Annotated in this window: 15 protein-coding genes and 1 pseudogene; 10 read left to right on the forward strand and 6 right to left on the reverse strand. The window is 66.2% G+C overall.

Translation table 11 applies throughout. The features are described from left to right. Window positions 1-14 precede the first annotated feature (14 nt). The 8 genes from ABH926_RS35980 (at window position 15) to ABH926_RS36015 (ending at window position 13,798) form a co-directional block, all read left to right on the forward strand. Window positions 15-6,137 carry a bifunctional DNA primase/polymerase gene (locus ABH926_RS35980; RefSeq protein WP_370370421.1) on the forward strand — a complete coding sequence of 2,041 codons (6,123 nt, stop codon included), beginning with the start codon at window positions 15-17 and terminating at the stop codon, window positions 6,135-6,137. 11 nt (window positions 6,138-6,148) lie between these two features. Next, window positions 6,149-7,405, forward strand: a complete 1,257-nt coding sequence (locus ABH926_RS35985) for a hypothetical protein (RefSeq protein ID WP_370370422.1) — start codon at window positions 6,149-6,151, stop codon at window positions 7,403-7,405. 104 nt (window positions 7,406-7,509) lie between these two features. Then, window positions 7,510-7,701: a hypothetical protein gene (locus ABH926_RS35990; RefSeq protein WP_370370423.1), complete on the forward strand. Its 192-nt coding sequence runs from the start codon at window positions 7,510-7,512 to the stop codon at window positions 7,699-7,701. A 19-nt stretch (window positions 7,702-7,720) separates the two neighbouring features. Further along, on the forward strand, window positions 7,721-8,233 hold the full coding sequence (locus ABH926_RS35995; RefSeq protein WP_370370424.1) for an RNA polymerase sigma factor: 513 nt from the start codon (window positions 7,721-7,723) through the stop codon (window positions 8,231-8,233). Beyond that, on the forward strand, window positions 8,230-9,399 hold the full coding sequence (locus ABH926_RS36000; RefSeq protein ID WP_370370425.1) for a hypothetical protein: 1,170 nt from the start codon (window positions 8,230-8,232) through the stop codon (window positions 9,397-9,399). The genes ABH926_RS35995 and ABH926_RS36000 overlap by 4 nt, the downstream gene beginning before the upstream one ends. 266 nt (window positions 9,400-9,665) lie before the next feature. After that, window positions 9,666-10,412 carry a hypothetical protein gene (locus ABH926_RS36005; protein ID WP_370370426.1) on the forward strand — a complete coding sequence of 249 codons (747 nt, stop codon included), beginning with the start codon at window positions 9,666-9,668 and terminating at the stop codon, window positions 10,410-10,412. After that, complete coding sequence (locus tag ABH926_RS36010) at window positions 10,409-13,021, forward strand: RHS repeat-associated core domain-containing protein (protein WP_370370427.1); 2,613 nt, start codon at window positions 10,409-10,411, stop codon at window positions 13,019-13,021. Before ABH926_RS36005 ends, ABH926_RS36010 begins: the two co-directional genes overlap by 4 nt. Window positions 13,022-13,045: 24 nt before the next feature. Beyond that, window positions 13,046-13,798, forward strand: a complete 753-nt coding sequence (locus tag ABH926_RS36015) for an XRE family transcriptional regulator (protein WP_370370428.1) — start codon at window positions 13,046-13,048, stop codon at window positions 13,796-13,798. 265 nt (window positions 13,799-14,063) lie between these two features. Here ABH926_RS36015 and ABH926_RS36020 read toward each other — a convergent pair whose 3' ends face one another. From ABH926_RS36020 to ABH926_RS36035, 4 genes are all read right to left on the reverse strand, one after another. Further along, window positions 14,064-14,261: a hypothetical protein gene (locus tag ABH926_RS36020; RefSeq protein ID WP_370370429.1), complete on the reverse strand. Its 198-nt coding sequence runs from the start codon at window positions 14,259-14,261 to the stop codon at window positions 14,064-14,066. Window positions 14,262-14,451: 190 nt separating this feature from the next. Further along, entirely contained in the window at window positions 14,452-14,952 is a 501-nt protein-coding gene (locus ABH926_RS36025; protein WP_370370448.1) for a helix-turn-helix transcriptional regulator, read from the reverse strand. Between the two features lie 50 nt (window positions 14,953-15,002). Next, complete coding sequence (locus tag ABH926_RS36030) at window positions 15,003-15,434, reverse strand: ATP-binding protein (RefSeq protein ID WP_370370430.1); 432 nt, start codon at window positions 15,432-15,434, stop codon at window positions 15,003-15,005. A 3-nt stretch (window positions 15,435-15,437) separates the two neighbouring features. Continuing rightward, a complete protein-coding gene (locus ABH926_RS36035) occupies window positions 15,438-15,743 on the reverse strand; it encodes a hypothetical protein (RefSeq protein WP_370370431.1) in 306 nt (101 codons plus the stop codon). A 584-nt stretch (window positions 15,744-16,327) separates the two neighbouring features. Between ABH926_RS36035 and ABH926_RS36040 the strand changes: the two genes are divergently transcribed. Further along, the gene (locus ABH926_RS36040; protein WP_370370432.1) at window positions 16,328-16,921 is read left to right on the forward strand and encodes a DUF4240 domain-containing protein; all 594 of its coding nucleotides are present in this window, start codon (window positions 16,328-16,330) and stop codon (window positions 16,919-16,921) included. A 43-nt stretch (window positions 16,922-16,964) separates the two neighbouring features. Here ABH926_RS36040 and ABH926_RS36045 read toward each other — a convergent pair. Together ABH926_RS36045 and ABH926_RS36050 are read right to left on the reverse strand one after the other, a co-directional pair. After that, window positions 16,965-18,034, reverse strand: a pseudogene (locus ABH926_RS36045) (IS5 family transposase). Between the two features lie 31 nt (window positions 18,035-18,065). Further along, window positions 18,066-19,211 carry a hypothetical protein gene (locus ABH926_RS36050; RefSeq protein WP_370370433.1) on the reverse strand — a complete coding sequence of 382 codons (1,146 nt, stop codon included), beginning with the start codon at window positions 19,209-19,211 and terminating at the stop codon, window positions 18,066-18,068. 196 nt (window positions 19,212-19,407) lie between these two features. Here ABH926_RS36050 and ABH926_RS36055 point away from each other — a divergent pair, with 196 nt between their 5' ends. Beyond that, complete coding sequence (locus tag ABH926_RS36055; protein ID WP_370347859.1) at window positions 19,408-19,962, forward strand: flavoprotein; 555 nt, start codon at window positions 19,408-19,410, stop codon at window positions 19,960-19,962. Window positions 19,963-20,052: the final 90 nt, after the last annotated feature.

A 20,052-nucleotide genomic window follows, 5' to 3' on the forward strand; every position in this document is an offset into this window, starting at 1 on the left:
ACGGAGGCCGCACCATGGCCGAATCCCTTCTCACGAAGACCACGGACGTCGGTCCGATCAGCCGCGCCCGTGCCAGCCTGGCCGCGCTGGAAACACTCGACCGGCTACACCAGGCGCCGCAAACACCACCGGCGCCCGGAGACCTGACGACGCTGCGCGGCTGGTCCGGATGGGGACCGCTCGCCCCGGCTCTGGAACGCTCACGAACCGGAAGCTGGAAGGAGATCGGCGAGCGTATCGCCTTCTTGCTGCCAGACGATCATTACAACGACGGGGTCCAGGCGACCTACAACGCCTTCTATACGCCGCCGCAGATCACGGCGGCATGCTGGCAGATCCTCGCCGATCTCGGATTCTCCGGTGGAAGGGTCCTCGAACCTGGTTGCGGCGCTGGGGCATTCATCGCCAACACGCCCGACGAGATTCCCGCGGCCTGGGTCGGCGTCGAACGTGATCCCACCACGGCCGCCATCGCCCGCATGCTGAACCCGGACGCCACCATCCACGCCAAGAGGCTGGAGGAGACCCCGCTCGCGTCGTACAGCATGGACGCGGTGCTGGGTAACGTGCCCTTCGGCGACACCAAGGTCTACGACCCGACCACACCGCGCGAAGTATCTGCGAACCTGCACAACTACTTCATCTACCGCTCGGTGAAGGCGTTGCGCCCCGGAGGCATCGCCGTGCTGGTCACCTCGCGGTACACCATGGACGCGGCTGGCAGCACCGGCCAGATGGCCCGGTATCTGATAGCGCTTGAGGCCGAGTTGCTTGGCGCGATTCGTCTACCGAACGAAGCTCTTACCTCGGGCGGCACAGAGCCCCTTGTTGACGTACTGGTGCTGCGCAGACGTCGCACCGGCGAGGCGTCTCTTCCCGACCAAGACCAATGGATTACAACCGGCGCGTCTGTCGGTGGGCAGCAGGTCAACAACTACTTTCTGACGAACCCGAACATGGTGCTCGGCGAATTGGCCGAGGACCAGGCGCCGCGCTGGGGCCGAACTCTGCGTGTCGATGTCCGGCCGGACGACCCGCCGGTTGAGCTCGCCATCGCAGCGGCCGGAAGTGAGATCGTGCGCCGAGCCACGGAGGCAGGTCGGCGATGGGATGTAGACGCCGGCGCCTCGCCGATCACGGTCGAGACCGCGCCCTTCGAGCTACGCGCCGACGGGAAGAAGGAGGGATCGTTCCACCTGGTCGACGGCGTCGTGCACGAAGTCGTCGACGGCGCGCTCACCGTGGTCGGGCGACCCGGCAAGGAACTGCCGAAGCTGGTGGCCCTCCGCGACGCGGCACTGGCCCTGCTGGACGCCGAGACCGACCACAGCCGCCCCGATGAAGACCTTGCCCCGCTCCGGGCTGAAGCGGCGCGTCGCTATGACGCCTACGTCAAGGCGCACGGATACCTCAACCGATACACGGTCGTAGAAGGCAAGCCCGACGAGGACGGCTCGGTGACCACCTCACGGCGCCGACCTGCGATGGGCGGGTTCCGCCGGGACCCGGACTTCGTCACGGTCCTCGCCCTGGAGGACTTCGACGACGACACCCGCAGCGCGACCAAGGCTGCCCTGCTCACCCGCCGCGTCAACCGGCCGCGGTCCCGCGCTACCCATGCTGAAAGCCCAGCGGAGGCCGTCGCACTGTGCCGCGACGAGCTGGGCCGCTTCGACGTCGAGCGCGTAGTCGAGCTACTGGGAGTAGCTGAGGAGGAGGCGGCGCGGCAACTCGCGGACGTGGCGTTCATCGACCCTGATACAAACGCCTGGACACCGGCCGACGAGTACCTGAGCGGGAATGTGCGGACCAAGCTGGCGCGAGCGCGCGTCGCGGGCGCTGCTGACCGCGACCGCTTCGGACGCAACGTCCCGGCCCTCGAAGCCGTCATCCCTGCGGACCTCGAACCTGAGCAGATCGAGGCCAACCTCGGCGCGCCGTGGATACCGGCCACTGACGTGAGCGAATTCGCTCGAGAACTACTTGGGTTCCCAGTCAAGATCTGGCATGAGCCACGGACCAACACCTGGAGCGTGACCGCGAGCCGGCGCGCGGAGGAATCTGCGGCAGCCACAGCCGATTGGGGCACCCATCGACTCAACGCCTACCAGCTGCTCGAATACGGTCTCAACGGCAAGGCGCCTGTGGTTTACGACGTCATCGACGACAGGCGGGTTCGCAACCAGGACGAGACGATCGCCGCGAACGACCGCCTCGACGCCATCGCCGGGCGATTCGCGAACTGGTGGCGGGAAGACCCCGATCGCGCTGATCGCCTCACGCACGACTACAACCAGACCTTCAACGCGGTCGTGCCCAGAAAGTACGACGGCAGCTACCTGACCTTCCCGGGCCTGGACGCAGAGTTTGAGCCCTACTCTCATCAGCGCGACATGGTCGCCCGCATGATCTCGGGCGACGACGCCCTGTGTCCGTACCCGGTCGGCACCGGCAAGACGGCGACCATGTTCATGGCCGCCATCAAGCTCAAGGCCCTCGGGCTGGCGTCGAAACCGCTGATGATCGTGGTGCCCTCGACCCTGGAGCAGATCGCCCGCGACGGCAAACGGCTGTTTCCCAACGCTCGGATTCTCATGGCGGGGAAGGAGGACCTCGCGACCGCCCGCGGGCGCAAGCTGTTCGCGGCGCGCTGCGCGATGGAGGACTGGGACGCGGTGGTCATGTCCCACCCTTCCTTCACCTCGCTGCCTGTCCATCCGACGGTGAAGGCGGAGTACCTGTCGACGCTCGCTGCCGACTACAGAACCGCGCTCATCGCAGCCAAGGCGGATCGCGCTGAGCCGCGCAAGATCAAGCAGATCGCCAAGATGGTCGACAACCTCGACGCCCAAGCCAAGGCGCTGCCGAACCACGCCACCGACGACGGGGTCTTCTTCGAACACCTGGGCACCGACTATCTGCTCGTCGATGAGATGCACTACTTCAAGAACCTCGGTGTGCCGGTGCACACCGACGGCTTCGCGATCAACGGCTCCAAGCGTGCCCAGGACCTGGACATGAAGCTGAGCTGGCAGCGGGGCCAGCATCCGGGCCAAGGCGTGGTCACCGGGTTCACCGGCACCCCGGTCTCCAACACGCTGCTCGAAATGTTCATCCTCCAGCACTACCTCCAGCCGCAACGGCTGGAGGAACTCGGGCTGGCCTCGGCAGATGCCTGGGCAGCGCTGTTCGTACGCTTCGGCACGGGAGTCGAGATCACCCCGGACGGCGGGTTCCGGCTCAACCGCCGGCCGGTGGAGATCATCAACATCCCCGAGCTGATGCACACCGTCGCCGAGTTCGCCGAACTGCGGGCACCCGAAGCCTTCCCCGTGGTGCGGCCCGAGGCGCAGCGGCACATCGTGGTGGTCGACGCCTCCGACACCGTGCGCGACTACGTGCGCGAGCTGGGGGAGCGGGCAGACGACATTCGGGCCGGCGGAGTGTCGCCAAGCTTCGACAACATGCTCAAGATCTGCTCGGACGGCCGCAAGGTGGCGCTTCACGAGTCGCTCGTCGGCCTCGAATCCGAGGGCCCCGGCAAGATCGGCGCCGTCGTGGCGAACGTCGCCCGCATCTACCACGAGACCAAGAACCTCGAACTCGCCGGTGACAGCGCCGGCATCACGGGCCGGCTTCAGCTGGTGTTCTGCGACCTCGGCACGCCGAACAAAGACAAGGGAAACCAGGCCTACGGCATCATCCGCCAGCAGCTGACCGCCGCCGGCGTCCCGCTGCGAGGTATCCGCTTCATCCATGAGGCTGCCACTGATGCTCAGCGCCTGGTGCTGTTCGACCAGTGCAACAAGGGCGAAGTCAACGTGCTGCTCGGGTCCACCGACAAGCTCGGAGTCGGCGTCAACGTCCAGCGGCGCGCGATCGCCCTGCACCACATCGACGCGCCCTGGCGGCCTGATCAGGTCGAGCAGCGCGAGGGCCGGGTATGGCGGCCGAAGAACCTGAACCCGCACGTGAACATCTACCGCTACGTCACCAAGGACTCCTTCGACGCCTTCATGTGGCAGACCCTGGAGCGCAAAGAGAAGGCCATGCGCCCGATCCTGTCCGGCCAGGTCGCAGCGCGCAGCATCGAGGACATCGGCGATGTGGCCCTTGACTACGGCCAGATCAAGGCGGTCGCCACGGGCAATCCGATGCTCGCAGAGCTGAACGAACTGAACGTCAAGGTCAAGAGCCTCGCGAGCCTGGCGGCCAGCCACCAGCGCAACCAACGCCGCCTGCGTGCCGACATCCACACCTTCACCATGCAGGCTGCCGCGGCGGCGACCACCTGTCAGGCGTTGGACAGCGTTGCCCAGTTTGCCGCTGCCCACAGCGTCGACTCGCCATGGCGAGACCCCGATGGAAACGTGGTCTCCTCGGAAGACGTCCCCGCGCTTCTCGGGGGTCTGGCCGAGTCCACCATCGCCAACGGCTACTGCGACCGTGAAGTGGTCTGGCGCGGGATGACCATCGACTTCACATGCGCGAGGAAGGGGCGGGAGGAACTGCTCTCTGCGCGCGTCATCACCGGCGACAACCGGCATCGGGTCGATGTCCCGCTCAATGCTGCCTGGACGGCGAAGGGCCAGCACTGGCGCATCCGGGACGCTATCGCAGCCGCAGTCGACGGAGCGCACGAAGTAGCGGCTGAGACGCGGGCCAACATCGAAGTGCTTCAGCAGCGGATCACTGAGAACGAAGCCGCCATGGGCCAGCCGTTCGCCGACCAAGCCGCTCTGGACGAGGCCCGCGGACGGCGTGCCGCACTCGACGCGGCGATCCGCGAACAGGCCGCCAAGGATGAAGAAGCACGCCGCAATCGGACCGCGCGTACAGAGGAGAAGTCCACGGTTGCCGACGTGGACGATGAGCGGGCTGCGCTGCTTACCCGCATGCTTGCAGCGATATCCACCGTCGCCTCGCGCGCGGAGGCTGAACACGAGCAGGTGGTGCTCAACGGCGCCGAAGCCGCTCGCGCGCTCGTCCCAGCTGGCGTCGTTGACGTGCCCGCACACGTTGACAGCGGTGAGTCGGTCGCGCACGAAGCCGCGTTGGTGGAAACGCCGCCTGCAGCAGGTGAGGTATCGCCGGCCCAGCCAGAGCAGGCCACCGCCTCGACACCGACACGGCCCGAGTCTGAACCCCAGCTGGCGCGCGAGCCGCGCACCGTTCCTTCAGGTCCGGACCTGCGGCCCTCGCCTCCGACAGTGCATCCGGCCGTCCAGGAGCCCAGAGCAAAGGAGCCACCGCAGATGTTGGAGCGAGCAATCGCACTGGCCAATCAGGGATTCCACGTCTTCCCGCTCAAGCCAGGCACCAAGAGGCCGATGTTCAAGGCGTGGGAAAGCCTGGCGACCACCGACCCCAAGCTGATCACCCGCTGGTGGAACGCCACGCCGAACGCGAACATCGCCATCGCTTGCGGGCCGTCGAACCTACTCGTCATTGATTTGGACAAAGCCAAGAAGCCCGGTGGACCGCAGCACGGCCAGCAAACGCTCACGGCGTTGGCGGCCGGCCGTGAGCTGCCCAGCACTTTCACCGTCGCCAGCGCCCGCGGTGGCAGGCATCTCTACTTCCGCCAGCCCGAAGGCGTCGCGCTGCGGAACACCGTCGGCAGCGACACCGCCGGCCTCGGACCGCTGATCGACACCCGCGGCCACGGCGGCTCCATCGTCGCACCGGGCTCCGTCTTCGAAGGCGGAAGCTACGGCATCGAACACGAGGCGCCCATTGCGGAGGTACCCGACTGGATCATCGAGGAGCTTGGCAGCAGAAAGAGCATTGCTGAGCCCGCTCCGGCGCCAGCGCTTCCGCGTGCGCCCATCACTGATCGTCGTCGTAGCGCCTACGCCAACACAGCCCTCAACCGCTCTGCAGACGCTGTAGCGACCGCACCGGAAGGGGTGCGCAACGACACGCTCAACCGGGAGGCGTTCCGCATGGGCCGTCTCGTCGGTGGGGGTGTCCTGCAGCGAGACGACGTCGAGAGTGAGCTGGGCCGCGCAGCGCATCACGCCGGACTTCCGACCGGCGAAGCGGCGAACACCATCGCGTCCGGCCTGTCCGCCGGCACCAGCCGCCCGCGCTCCGTTCCAGACCGCGATCCCCTTCCTCGACCCCCCGACCGTTGAAGGACAGCGACATGACCACTACGACATCCCAAAACCCCGAACCAGTCGATCAGACCACGACGCTTCCTTCGGCAGAACCGGCTGCCTCCGCTGTCGAGATTTCTCCGGACGTTCCGGCAGAGTCGGTCAGCGAACCAGAGCCAGTTATGGAACGCGACGAGGGCGTCTGGGGCGATCTTCGCTCCAGCTTCCACCACGCCCATCAGGTCTTGCTCGACTGGACCGACGATGGTTCTGCCGACGATCTCAAACCTGCGCTGGACGAGGCGTCCAGGGTTATCGCAGAAGCCGCTGTCGCGAGCGGTCGAGACGACGGCGGACTGGTGGTTGGCGACTCGCGCAACACCGCCTCTGTCGACCAAGCCGTTCGCGACGAGTCTCCCGCCTTCGTGCAATCAGTGGACGATGCGTACGCAGACGCGCAGGCAGCGGGCCTCGCCACCGATAGCCTGGAGTGGACGGGCGTGAGCACCATCCGCGGCGCGATCCGCAACCTGTGGGACACCATCCGAGCCGTCTCTGGCCGACGTTGGGCCGAGCTGTTCGTAGACATTCGCGTAATGGGTCCTCTGAACACCCTCGCCACCCGAGCTGCCCGCGGTATTGCGACCATTGCCGGCCGCGCGGTGAACCGCCTCGAGCTGCGCGGCGCACTGCGGCAGCCTGGCGTCGACTCGTTGGCGAGCTTGCGTGGGGCGTACATCAACGCGCGAAGCCAGGTCCGGGCTCACGCCGCCACCCACGAATGGCAACGCATCGCGGCTCTGTGGGGCACGGTCAACACGCTTGCCCGGCAGGTCGGAGATCCGGGAATCCGCGCGGTGGTCGCGCGAACTGCCGACGCCATCTCCGACCACGCGGACGCGCTTAGCCGTCGGCTCCACCAGGCCGGTCAAGCCGGCGCCACGCGCACGATCACCGATCTCGCCCGAGCGGCTGAACATCATGCCTCCGCGCTTCGCGCGAGCACCAACCAAGCGTTGAGCGCTGGACCAGATGTTGTACCGGCCGCAGAGGTCTCGGCCGGCAAGCTTGCCACCGGCCTCGTGGCGCCTCAGAGCATGGACGCGTCCGCACTTCAGGCAAGAGCACACGAGGTAGCCCGACTCGCCCGGGCCAGGCAGGGTCAGGAGGCGAGGGCGGACGGTGCCGTTCCGCGCGGCACTCACGGCGTCAACGTCGCGCGTGATCAGGAAGATCAGCTGATGCGACTTCGGTCGCTGGCTCCCTCGCTGCAACCCGTCAGAGGACCGCGTCGGTCAATGTGATGTTTGGCCCGCGTCGGCAGCCACCCAGCCGCAGATCTTCGATGCTTCGCGAGAAGTTTCAGCATGGCTTTGCACGCTTGGGACTCGGCAGTGCTCTACGTTGCATGACGAGGAAACGGAACACGGAGCCCGGCCCGGCCGAGGCGGGTTCGGCGATCGTGGTGCTTGTCTTCAACGCTGTGGTTGCCGGGTTGGGCGGCCTGTACGTCGCGACACGGTCCACGCCGGTGGTAGCCGTGGTCGGTGCGGTGGCAGTCGCGGTGCTTGCCGTCGTGCGCCGTTGGGACCGTACGTGAAGAACGGGGTGCCGGCGGATTGGACAGCACCGAGATGGGCTTCGACGGGTTCTTCCGACAGCACTACAGTCGCTATGTCGCGTATCTGATCAAACTCGGTTTTACCCGGCAGGAGGCGGAAGACGCGACCAACGAGGCGATGACCGAGGTGTACAGGCGCTGGAGCCAGGTGACCAACCCCATCGCGTATGTCTACAGAACCGTGCTCAACCAGGCCGTGGCTGAGCGGCGACGCAGCGACCGAGGCCTTGACGCGGCGAGTCGGGCGGTGTCAGGTGATCCCCGTCACCTCTTCGACGGCGTGGCGTACAAGGACGACCACATTCTCCTGCTGGATCTGCTGCGGAGGCTGCCGCCGAACCAGCGGAAGGTACTCGCGTTGGATCTGGCGGATCTCGACGTCACCACGATCGCCGAAATTCTGGACGTCGATCCGTCAACGGTCAGGTCTCACCGCCGCCACGCCCTTAAGGCACTGCGGAAGCTCGCATGTGAACAGAACCCTTCATTGAAGGATGGTGAGATGCCGTGACACAGCCATCCGGTGGCACCAACAAGCAGTTCCGGCAGTGGATGACGCGTGCCAGCCAAGACCTCGACTCCGCCGTTGCTCAGGCTCTAGATGTTCCAGCCACACTTGCTCGGGTTAAGGCGCCGGCGGCCGCGCCGTCAGCCATGATTGCCAGCGCCGACCATGGAACAAGAGGCCGGACTTTTCTGGAGGGACTCGAGTTTGGAGAGGACCCCGAGATCGAGGCCGAACTGCGCTTCTTCGAAGCGCTTCGGGAAGGCCGGCTGTTGGAGTATCTGACAGCGAATCCTGTCACGGGGAATGCGGTGCTCTACCGATGCGTCGCGGATCTCGTCTACGAACGGTTCACCCGGCACGTTGAACGGAGACGGGGGCACCTCGGCTGTGCCTCGTCGATGACACGACTCCTGCCTGAGTGCCACGACCGGTACCAGGACGACGTTGAGGCGGTCCGGGCCGACTTGCTGCGACACGCCCACCGGCCGATCGAGAATGTGCGGGGATGGCTGGCGGCGCGCCTGGTGCCGGTAACCGTCGACGCCAACCGGAGGCGTCGCGGGGAGCGGGGCGCGCAGCAGCGTCCACGCGTGCCCGGTTGGCTTCGCGACGAGCTCGGCGGCGATCCGTGGTTGATTGAGCTCGCGCTGCAGATTTTGACCTGGGCGGGTGTGCCGGCCGGAATGGTTGGTGGGCTGTGGCCGCTCGGCGCCTGGGCTGACCGACGTGCCAAGGTCGCCGGCGGCCACGATGTCAGCCAGTCCCGGGTCGCCGAGGACGTCGAGCGGGTGCTCACGGCGATGCGGACGAACCCGGTTTGGTACGAGATGTATGTTGAGCGGCCGCTTGGTCGAAAATCCACGCCGGTCGTGGCGCATCTTGACGCCGGTGCACCTTTGGTGATCACCGATGCCGGAGATGCCGCACTGCTGTCGCTGGCAGAAGAAGCTATCGCCGGGGTTGAAGCGCGCGTCGCGCTGGGCGAGGATCCGCGAGCCGCCGTATTCGAGGTGCTTACAGCCATCTTCCACAGCGACGATCCAACGCAAACCACCAGCTCCGAAGTTGAGCAGCATGCTGTGCGCGTTGCAACTCTGCTGACAGACGCCAGCGCTCGCGAGCGAATTGTCGACGAGGTTCTCAACATCATCAATGAGGCAAGGCGCTAAGAAGGCGGTGCGCCGGTGGGGGAGACCGCGACGTAACAGCGTCAATCCCCCAACGGCTCCCACGCCGATCGCGACGTGCGCACCTAAGCCTGGTGATGGCGGTGACGACCTGAATCGGTCAAGCAGTACATCCTCCGCGTAGTTGGCGTTATCGCCTTGCTCGCTGACCCTATACGTCGCATTCGGCCGCAGTTCAAGGTCGCGCGTCACTGTCATCGAATACGTGTGCTGATTCGCTCGCGCCAGTTCGTTGACAAGGGGCATCGATGACTAGGTGGCGTGGCTGGTCGTTGGTCTCATTCATCCTGGTACTCGCACTGGCGGCCACCGCGCTGCCGGACGGTCCGGCGCGTGCGAAGCAAGCGTCGAAGGCGCACTGGGTGAACTCCGCGCCGTTGCCGCCGGGCATCGTGTCGGCGGCACATAAAACGCCACAGCTGCCGCCTACGCAGCCGCCGGCGCCGTCCAGCGGGCCGATGCACGACGCGGTGCAGAAGATCAAGGAGGCGCAGAACCACGTGCCGGTCAACGCCGCCGGCACTCCGCCGCGAGCGGACATCGCGGCGCAGAACGCGAAACTGGCGGCGGCGCGTGCGAAGGGTTGGCTTGTCGGCAACGGGCCGGCGAACGGTCGTATCAAGGCTCCGCGGTTCAAGGTCGGGCCGGACAACATCGGGGATTCGAAGGCGGCGCCGGCGGGTGCGGTCTACGGCGCGACGTACGCGCCGGCGTCCGGTTTCGATGTGAATCCGCGGTACGACACGCCCGGTGAGATGTGGGTGACGGTGACCAACACCGGGAACTTCACCTGGGCTGCGAACACGGTCAGTATGGGCTATCACCTATACAGGTCCGATGGCAGCAGCTATAACCTCAATGGTCTGAGCTCGGCGATCACCGTGGACGTGCCAGCGGGCAGTTCCGTGACCGTCTATTGCAGCTTCGAGTACCTTCCCGCGGGCTCTTTTAAGCTTGTGTGGCGTTACCGTCCGCGTCGTAGCCGGTCGCGGTGACCGCCGCCGGGTGGACGACGCCGCCCGGGGGCACTTCTACCGTGGCCTATGCCGCCTCCTACGACGCCGAGGGCCGGCTGACCCACCGGGTCGACGTCACCGGCGCCACCGACTACACCTACTCCGGCATGGCCGACGTCGCGACCGAGACGGACATGGTCTCCGGCACGACTCGGGCCTACACCTACGACACCGCCGGGCAGTTGCAGAACGAGAAGGATTCCAACTCCGGCACCGCGGGTCCCACCACCACCTACGGCTACGACGCCCTGGGCCGGATCAGCTCCCAGACGCTCACCGATCCGACCAACGCCCAGCTCGGGCAGTTGCAGTACAACTGGGACCCCAACGGCAACCTGACCAGCAAGGCCGGCACTGGCACCTACGCCTCCGAGGGCTCCCACACCTACAGCTACGACGCCGCCGATCGGCTGCTGGACGACACCACGAGCGTCGGCGGCACCACCAGCAGCCAGGAACAGTACACCTGGGACCCGGTCGGCAACCGCACCACGGTGACCGACCTGAACGCCGCCGGGACCACCACCAGCACGTCCAACGCCACCTTCGACCAGCGCAACCGGCTGCAGACCGTCACCGCCTCGGATGCCACCACCACCTACTCGTGGTCGCCGCGCGGCACCTTGGCGAGCACCAGCAAAACCGTCACCGCCACTGGCGCGACCATCATCACGGCCGACAAGTTCGACGCCTTCGGGCAGCTCATCACCGACGGCACCGCCACCTACAGCTACGACGCCCTCGGCCGGTTGCAGAACAACGGCAACGGCGCCAGCGGGCTGAACCAGTACTCCCAAGCCAGCCTGGAACCGGCCAGTGACGGCAGCTGGAACTACGCCCGCGCGCCCGGCGACTCCAGCGCGCCCCTGGCCGCGACACCGGTGAGCGGCGGCAGTGGCAGTGCCCTGAGCCTGCAAACCAACGCCCACGGCGACATCATCGCCGGCACCAACCCCAAAACCGGCGCGCTGGCAGCCAGCCGGAGCTACAACGCCTTCGGCAACGTCACCAGCAGCAGCGGAAACCTGCCGAACCTCGGATACCAGGGCGGCTACACCAGTCCCACCACCGGCCGCACCTACGCCCAATCACGCTGGTACGACCCGACGGCCGGCATCTTCCTGTCCGAAGACAGCGCGGCCCCGGCCCCGCACAACGCGGTCGGGACGAACCTCTACGCGTACGCCGCGGCCAACCCCACCAGCGCTTTCGACCCGAGCGGGCACGACTGCGGCGTCTTCTCCCCGGTCTGCGACATCTTCGACCAGATCACCGAAGGCCTCGGCGACCTCGGGGATGCCGGCGACAAGATCATCCAGGAGGCGCAGGACTACATCGATGCCGGCATCGGCGACACCGAGTCCTTCCTCGCCGACCAGGCCGTTCCTGTACTGGAGGAGGCCGGCGTCGCCCTCGGCGAAGCGGCCGTCGAAGGCGCCGCCTGCGTCATCGGATGTGCCGAACTGGCCGTCGGGGCGCTGGTCGTCGTGGCCGTGGCCGGGATCACCTACGCCTTCATCGTCGGCGCCGACGAACTGATCTACCAGGGCACCTACGACCCCGCCACCGGCACCATCGGCTCCCCGGCCACCACCGCCGCACCCGGTGCCGGAACCGACCCGAGCATCTTCGTCCATCCGCCGTCCACCACCAAGCCGGCCACGGCGCCGGCCGCGGCCAACCAGCCTCCGCCGCCACCCCCACCACCCCCGCCGCCGCACATCACCAGTACCAAGACCGTCACGGCCACCAAGACCTGGGACACCACCTCCAAGTGGTACGACAGCCAGTACCTGTACACCCGCGTCGACCACTACAGCCAGGTCACCACCACCGTCTACACGTACTGGTCCGACGGGCGGCATTACTGGCAGACCACCGTCTCACCGGTTCAGGACACCTGGACGATCACCGAACAACTCCTGATCGACCTGTCCAACCCCCTGCAGTTCGACACCCCAACCGTCACCGCCGCCGACAACCGCGCGCCGACGAGCGGGCAAGGTACCGCACCGATTGGCACCTGCGGGGAAGGTGGCAACCCGCTGTCCTGTACCGTCACCGACTTCCCGACACTGCCGCCAGGCGCGCAACACCAAACCAGCGGAAACGGGAGCGGTAAACGACCGCCATCGATTCCGGTGACCGGTTGTTCTGAAGTGCCCAGGGCGTGGGTGCCCAAGCGGCCGGGAACAGATGACGATCCCCAGGAACAGCTCCCGAAGAGCGCGGGGTTCGAGTCACTCGCTCCCGGGGAAACGCTTGAGCCCGGCTACTACATCTTTGTTGTCCGGCTCGACGGATCGTTTCGCGCCATGGAGAGTGAGGAGGCACTGGCTGTGGGGAGCCTAGGTGCAGGTCACACAAGCCTGGCTGATGAGGCTTCAGTGCTAATGGCTGGTTCGTTCGACGTCAATGAAAACGGCGACATATTCGACTTTGGCAATCAATCCGGACATTATAAGGCGTCGGATTTCTACGGCACCTGCTCCCTGGAGGAAATCGCACGTGATGCCTTCCGCAGCGCCGGCTTGCCGTCGCCTCTCGAAGACGCGTGGAATCCAGTGCCGTGGAAGCCGGTGCCGTAGCGTGCAGTGGCAGTGGGGTATCTGATGACTGGTGATCCGGGTTTCGGCGGTGTTGTAGCCCGCATGCTGGAGAGCCGTGGGCTGAGCGTCAGTGGTTTGTCTCACGTCTTCGGTATCGAAGAAGGCGAGCTACAAACGGTTCTTGACGGAGCCGACCCGAGGCTCGAGCTGGTGCGGCGACTGGCGTCGGCGTTCGGTCTCCACCTGGAAGACATGCTCGTCATCGCCGGGATCGACCTGCCTGACGACCTCAAATTCCTGGACCCGCGAGCCAGGGGTTGGCTCAGGCGGCTGGTGTCCCGAACAATTCGCCTGCGGCCGACGGCGCTGGATGAATTGTTGCGGTATGTGGAGAGCCTGCCGCGTGAGCTTCGTACCGAACCGGTTCCGCATGTGCCCGCCCGACATCACTATGAGCCGGGAATCGGCGGAGTGCTGCTCCACATGCTTCACAACCGCAACCTGGACTGGGGCGATGCGGCATGGATGCTGGGTGAAGCCACGGACGGACGCATCTACTGGTCCGCATCGACCGTCGGCATGGTCGGCGCGGGTCGCAAGGAGGTGACGCCTGAGTTGTTGGTCGCGCTCGCCCCGGTGCTCGGCATCTCTCCCGACGACTTGTCTGCGGTGGCAGGGATGGATATCCCTTCGGCGACTCCTGCCGCCGAGTCGAACGCGTTCATGATGGCTGATGTGCTCTGGGAAGCCCGGTCATTAACTGTTGACCAGGTCAAGAAAGTATATGAGAAAGCTGAGTCGCTCTCCGAGGGGTGAGGCCGTCGCGCCGCCAGCATGGGTGGCGGCGCGGCATCGCTTGTACCTGCGGCGGCCCCGGTGCTCTGGTCCCCGGAAATCTTGATCAACATGTTCCGCGACCACGGTCACCTTCGAGGTCGAAGTCGACGTCGACAGCGGCCACATCACCCTCAACATCACGGGCACGTTCACCTTGGTCGGCTGCGCGAACAGACACGCCTGTGACGTATGACCATCGCTCGGATTACAAAGACCTTCCGGATGACCTCATGGTGCTCATCGATCATGAGGTCATCCGGCCCTGTCTGGCGATCGCGTTCCGGCTGGGGGAGCTGAGCCACAGGACGGTCGTCGTCGAATACGCCGACGACGTCAACCCCGGCCCGGGCGTCGAGCTATGGCTGGAGACCTCGGCCGGCGATGTCCAGAACTTCCCGGTCTGGCAGCCCAACGTGCCGCGCTTGTCGACTGCGGCAGGCATGCGTCGGAACCTCCTGCGGTTGTTGGAGAATGGCTTCCGGAGTTGTCGCTGGGATGGGGCGAGAACGTCCGCTTCGACGAGTTGCGCAACCCGGGCGACGGCGCCGGCGACCCCGAAGCTTGATGCCGGTCCCACCCCATTGCCCATAGCGCTGTGTCATTCAGAGGCGGCCACTCATGCTCACCGGCCCTCAGGAGGTAATGATCGGTTCCAGGGCGATCGAGCACCCCAGCTGCTGTGCCCAGACGATCACCCCGATCGCCCGTGGACACACGCGAGCGAGCTCCCAACGCCCGATCGAGTCCCGGCTCACGCCGACATGCCAGCCGAGTCCGTCCTGCGTCAGCCCGAGGGCCAGACGGCGGTTCTTCAACGGAACGGCCAGCCGGCGTAGCTCGAAGTCCTCCCACGGCTCGCCGCGCCAGGGACGTGCCGGTCCCGTGCGGACTTCGCCGTCAGGGCCGACGATCACTAGGCGGCGGCCGAGGCTGCGAGACCACTGGAACATATGCTCCAAGGTGGGTTCCATGGCCCCGGTCTCCCACTCCGAGATTGCTCTACCTCGGAACGGCATTCCGTTCGCAAGCTCGTTCTGGGTAAGCCCGGCGTGCTGTCGTGCATCGCGCAGGTCACCGAAGAGTCGCGAGAGGGCGAGCTCCGCTGCATAGTCAACGTGCAGTGTCCGTGACACAAGCGGTCCGTTGGCGCGACGGTGGCGGGGCTCCGTCGTGTCTTTCGTGCTCAAAGCGTCACCCTACCCGGTGTCATGATCTCGGCCCACACCATGCGCGAGCTCTGATCGCCGAACACGCCCCAGGCTGAGGACACCGCCGCGACCATCGCCAGGCCGCGGCCGGCCTCGGCCTCGTCGCCGAGCTTGTCGAGTTCTTCGGCGGTGTCGATCGAGGCGAGCTCGCAGACGTGGGGCACTATCGGGCCGCCTTCGTCGACCACGTGGACCTGCCACCGGTCATGGCAGTCGACGACTTGCAGCGTGAACTTGCCGTTCGGGCCGCCGCTGGCGCTGTGTTGGATCGCGTTGCCGGCCAGTTCCGATGCGATCATCTCGATCAGGTCGGCGCCGTCGCAGGCGCCGGCCACGAGGCGTGTGAACTCTCGTACTTCTGTCAGGTGCTCAGGTAGCCCTTCGAAGTTTCTAGACCAGGACAACACGGCTCACCCCGCGCTTGCCGCGTCGCCATCGGGCGCCAGGTCGTCGATGGCGTCCTCGATGTGCTTGTTGACCACCTCAGCGGCCTTCTCCGGCCCGAGCTTCCGTTCGTGCATGGCCAGACACAGCAGGGAGGCTCGCAAGCCATCGAGGTGCCCAGACCAGGTCGTGAGTTCAACGGAGCTGTCTGGACTGAGTGCCATCGGGTCGAAGCCCACGGCGGCAGCCGTGTACAGCAAGATCCCGTAGCTGTCCGTGTGACCTTCTTCGATGACTCTGTTGAGAATCCTGTCCTTCGCACTCTCAGTCATGTGCACCCATCCTTGATCGCGAAGCCCGAGACTTGATGTGTTGGTGGTGCCAGAACGCGGGGTTGTGACCGCGGGCCACGGAAGCGTGCCTTGGTGCCGGTGTTGGCCCAGCCCGGCGTGGCCGGTGTTCCGAGATGCGGTGGCGGCCGTCGCTGGCGGACTGTGTGCCGGCGCGACCGACAAGGAGCGCCCCCGCCAACAGCGGTGCGGCGCAGACGAGCCACACCTTTGACGGCGTCCGGGCGGCATGACGTCCGCGGGTGACCGAGGGAGTGGGGTAGTAGCCGTAGCACCAGAGAGTCAGTGCCAGAAGCGTCGTCTGCATCCGCTCCTCCGTCGTTCGTCGAGCGTTGGGATTCGCGGCTGGTGGTGTGCCGCATCCCGACGTCGACGGTAAGAGCGCCCTACCTGGGTCGATCCAACAAAGTGTTGGGTGGTCTGTGCTCCGATGCGTAAAAGATCATGCAGGGACAAGGTGCGCAAACCGCATGGTGTAGCGAAAGGTGGCTTGCAGCCTCTCCGATCTCAGCTGCCTTCGGAGCGTCGGAGCTATCCGTCACCGGTTGCTGGAAGAGTCTCCGGCCATGGACACCGATGCGTACTGGCGGCTCATCTCGGACAGCCTGGACTTCGGACCGGGCAGGATCGCCCGGCAGGCGTTCCTGCAGGAGCAACTGGCGATGCTATCCGCGTCCGACATCGTTGCGGTCGGCGTCCATCTGGATCGAGCGTCCGATCGCGCCTACTCCTGGGACCTAGTCGGAGCTGCCAAGCGGATCTTCGGCGGATGGCTTTCAGACGACAGCTTCGAGTATTTCCGCCGGTGGCTGATCGGGTGTGGCCGCGGCGCCTTTGATATGGCAGTCGCCGACCCCGACTCGTTGTCTGCGCTTCCTGAGGTCCAGCGGCTGGCGGGTCGGCACTTCCGTACCTGGAACTGCGACCTCGAATGGCCCGAGTGGGAGTCGCTGGCCTACGTCGCGATCGACGCTTACGGTCGGGTCACCGGAGAGGACGAGTGCGCCGGCGCCTTCTACGCCGCGGTGAAGGCTCAATTGGCCGGCGACAACCTCGCACGCCGTCCTCGCGGGGAGTACTGGGACACATCAGACGACGCCGCCTCAGCGGCGCGGCTTCCCAATCTCACTGCGATGTTCCCGCCCCGCGCTCTAATCTGACCCGGAATCCGATCGTCGGCACTAGGCCGTGTTGGGGAATGTGTCAGGTGCTGCGTATCCAGATCATGACGCTGGCCAGTAGCAGCCCGGCCTCGTAGCTTTCGCTGAGCTTGTCGGCGCGGGTGGCGATACCGCGCCACTGTTTGAGCTTGCCAAAGCAGCGCTCGACCGTGTTCCGCTCTTTATACAGTTCAGCGTCGTGACCGACCGGTCTGCCGCCCTTGGAGCCTTTGCGCTTGCGGGCGGCGGCCTGGTCGGTCTTCTCCGGGATCACTGCCTTGATCCCGCGACGGCGCAGGTAGGCCCGGTTCGCTTTCGAGGAATACGCCTTGTCGGCCAGCACCGCGCCCGGTCGGCAGCGGGCCGGGCCGCCGCGCGGGTCCCGCACCGCGATCTTGTCCAGCACGGCTTCGAACTCCGGGCTGTCCCCGCGCTGGCCCGCGGTGACCTTCAGCGACAGCGGCCTGCACCGGCCATCGGCCGACAGATGGACCTTGGTGGTCAGCCCGCCTCGGGACCGTCCGAGGTCGGCGGCGGCAAGACGGGCCTTGCGCCGCCGACGCGCCGCACGACGCGCCTCTTCCTGCGGATCACCGGCCGAAACGGGGGCGGCGGCGGATCCGACAACAGCCGGATCGCCTCCTTCAGCCCGTACGCCAGCTCCGCCTGACTTAGAGGCAGTTCGTCCTCGCCCACCGCCCCTTTTTTGCCGCCGACCTCGGCCAGCGATTCCTCGAACGCCTCCAGCGTGGTCTGCTCGAACACCGCTCCGGCGGCATGCTGGTGCGCCCGGTTCGTCGTGGAATCCACCGACACAACCCGCCAGTCGATCTGCCCGCGCCCCTGCGCATCGGCCAGCACCGCCTCAAGAAGCCGAGCCCACGTGCCGTCATCCCGCCACGTGCTGAAACGGTCGTAGATCGTATTCCAGTTGCCGTACCGCTCCGGGACGTCCCGCCAAGGCGACCCACACCGGAACCGCCACATGATCCCGTTGAACTGGGCCCGCAGCTGCCATGACCTGCGGCCCAGCTCCGGGACCGGGATCAACACGGCCAGACGCTCCCACTCGGCATCGGTCAGATCGAACCGACTACGTATCCCGCTCGGCATCTCAAGAGGCTACTTCAATTCCCAACACGGCCTAGGCGATGTCGAGTAGTTGAGCCAGCTGGGCCAGCTGTGGTGCCTGGCCTGGCCTGCACGCGCGGACCAGGGCCAGGACCAGGTCGCGGGCATCTGTGCTGTAGACGATGGTCTCTCGGGACTCTGCGACGGAGGCGAGCAGCGCCGGAAGTACCTGCGCGGTGTTGCCGGCCTGCTGGTGGCTGCGCGCCAGGTCGATGAAGTGCTGGGCGCGGCGGTTCGTCGACGGGATCTCGCTCGGATCGAGGCGGGCGGCTCTGTCCGTGGCCACGTTCGCGTGACCGGTCTCGACGTCCAGGGCCACGCCGTAGACCGCGACGTTCGCGCTGTTGAATTGTGTGTGCGGGTGCTGGTAGCCGTGTTGTCGCTGTGCGATGCCGGCTGCTTCGTCCCAGTACCTCCACGCATCGGCGGTGCGACAGGCGCGTGCGGAACCAATGGCGGCGAAGAGCAGCAGGGAGCCACACAGAGCGGCCTCGCGCGGGGTGCTTGCTCGGGCAATGTGCTGCCTCGCACACAGGGCGATCTCCACGGCCTCACTCGGTTCGCCGGCGGCGAGCGAGGTCATGGCGGAGGCCCAGCCCGCGAGTGCCACGAGCTCGGGTTCGTCGGCCTCGGTGGCTGCCAGGAGTGCGCGGTCTGTGCACCGTGTGGCGAGGGACGCTGCGCCTGCGCAGAATGCGAATCGTTGCGCCAGTAGGTAGACGTGGGTGAGCAGCTTGTGCATTTCTCGATGCTCAATACCTGTTGCCGAGCGCGCTGCCATGACTGCGTCGGTGAGCAGGTCCGGTAGCACGGCGCCAAGAGCTGCGTATTGCGCTCGCGATACCCGCCATCCGGCCCAGGCGTGGTGAATCCGTTCCTGCAGTGAGTCCACGGTGCACTGTGGGCCGTCGGCGACCGGCGCGAGGAGGGCGAGGCTCAAGGCAAGGCGCACCTGGGGGACCGCGGGATGCTCGGGCACTCCGGTTGTGCGCAGCGGGCGGAGGTCGAATCCGACGAGCATCGAGGCGTCGCTCATGCCCAGAGCGCGGGCGATTTCGATCAAGTTGGAGAGCCGCTCGGCGCCGCGTCCCTCGACCTCGAGAAGCCGCAGCCATTCCTCGGATCGCCCGACCAGCTCAGCCAGTGCCTTGCGAGGCATGCCGCGCCTTTTCCGGTGCCACTCCACACGTTCGCCAGTAGTGAGCGGGGCGGCGCTACGCTTTTCGGACGACGGCATCGGACACCACCCGGGGCATGATTAACGGAAAGTGGTATCGATGCTACGGTGCGCGACGGTCGTTCCGGAACCCTCGTGCCCTGTTTTTCTGCGGCCGTGCGGTTGGAAGGATGCTGTCTTGCCTATAAAGCCCGTTCTCTACGCGATCGGTTGCGGTGGCTATCCGTCGGAGTCCATGCCGGATCTCGTAAGACATGCGCAGGGTGAAGGATGGGAAGTCTGTGTGGTCGGGACTCGGATGGGAATGCGGTTTCTTGACGCCGACCGGCTGCGAGAGATGACCGGGCACCCTGTCCGTGATGATTATAAGAATCCTAATGAGGCAGACGTACTACCGGATGCGGACGCCTTCGTGGTCGCGCCGGCGACCTTCAACACCGTCAACAAGGTGGCCGGGGGCATCTCCGACACGTTGGCGCTCGGCTTGATCAATGAGGCCATCGGCATGGGGAAGCCGGTCATCTTGGCGCCTTGGCCGAACCAGGAGCTTGTCAAGCATCCGGCTTTTCCTCGCAGCGTCGAGCTGCTTGCCGAATTCGGCGTGCGCTTCGTGCTTGATCGTGCGGCGCTCCCGCTGCCTGCTTCGGGCCGGCCAGGGGCCGCAACCTTCCCTTGGGCCCAAGTGCATGCTGCGCTTGCGGTCGCGAAGGACGAGGTCTTGGCGGGCCGCTGACACTTGGTCTCGACTTGCCTTCGCGGCGTTCCGTTCGGCGTGCGCCGGCAGACCTGAAGCGCCTTCACGCGATCGTGTGAAATCTCAGCG

The organism is Catenulispora sp. GP43, assembly GCF_041260665.1.
Taxonomy (GTDB): Bacteria; Actinomycetota; Actinomycetes; order Streptomycetales; family Catenulisporaceae; genus Catenulispora.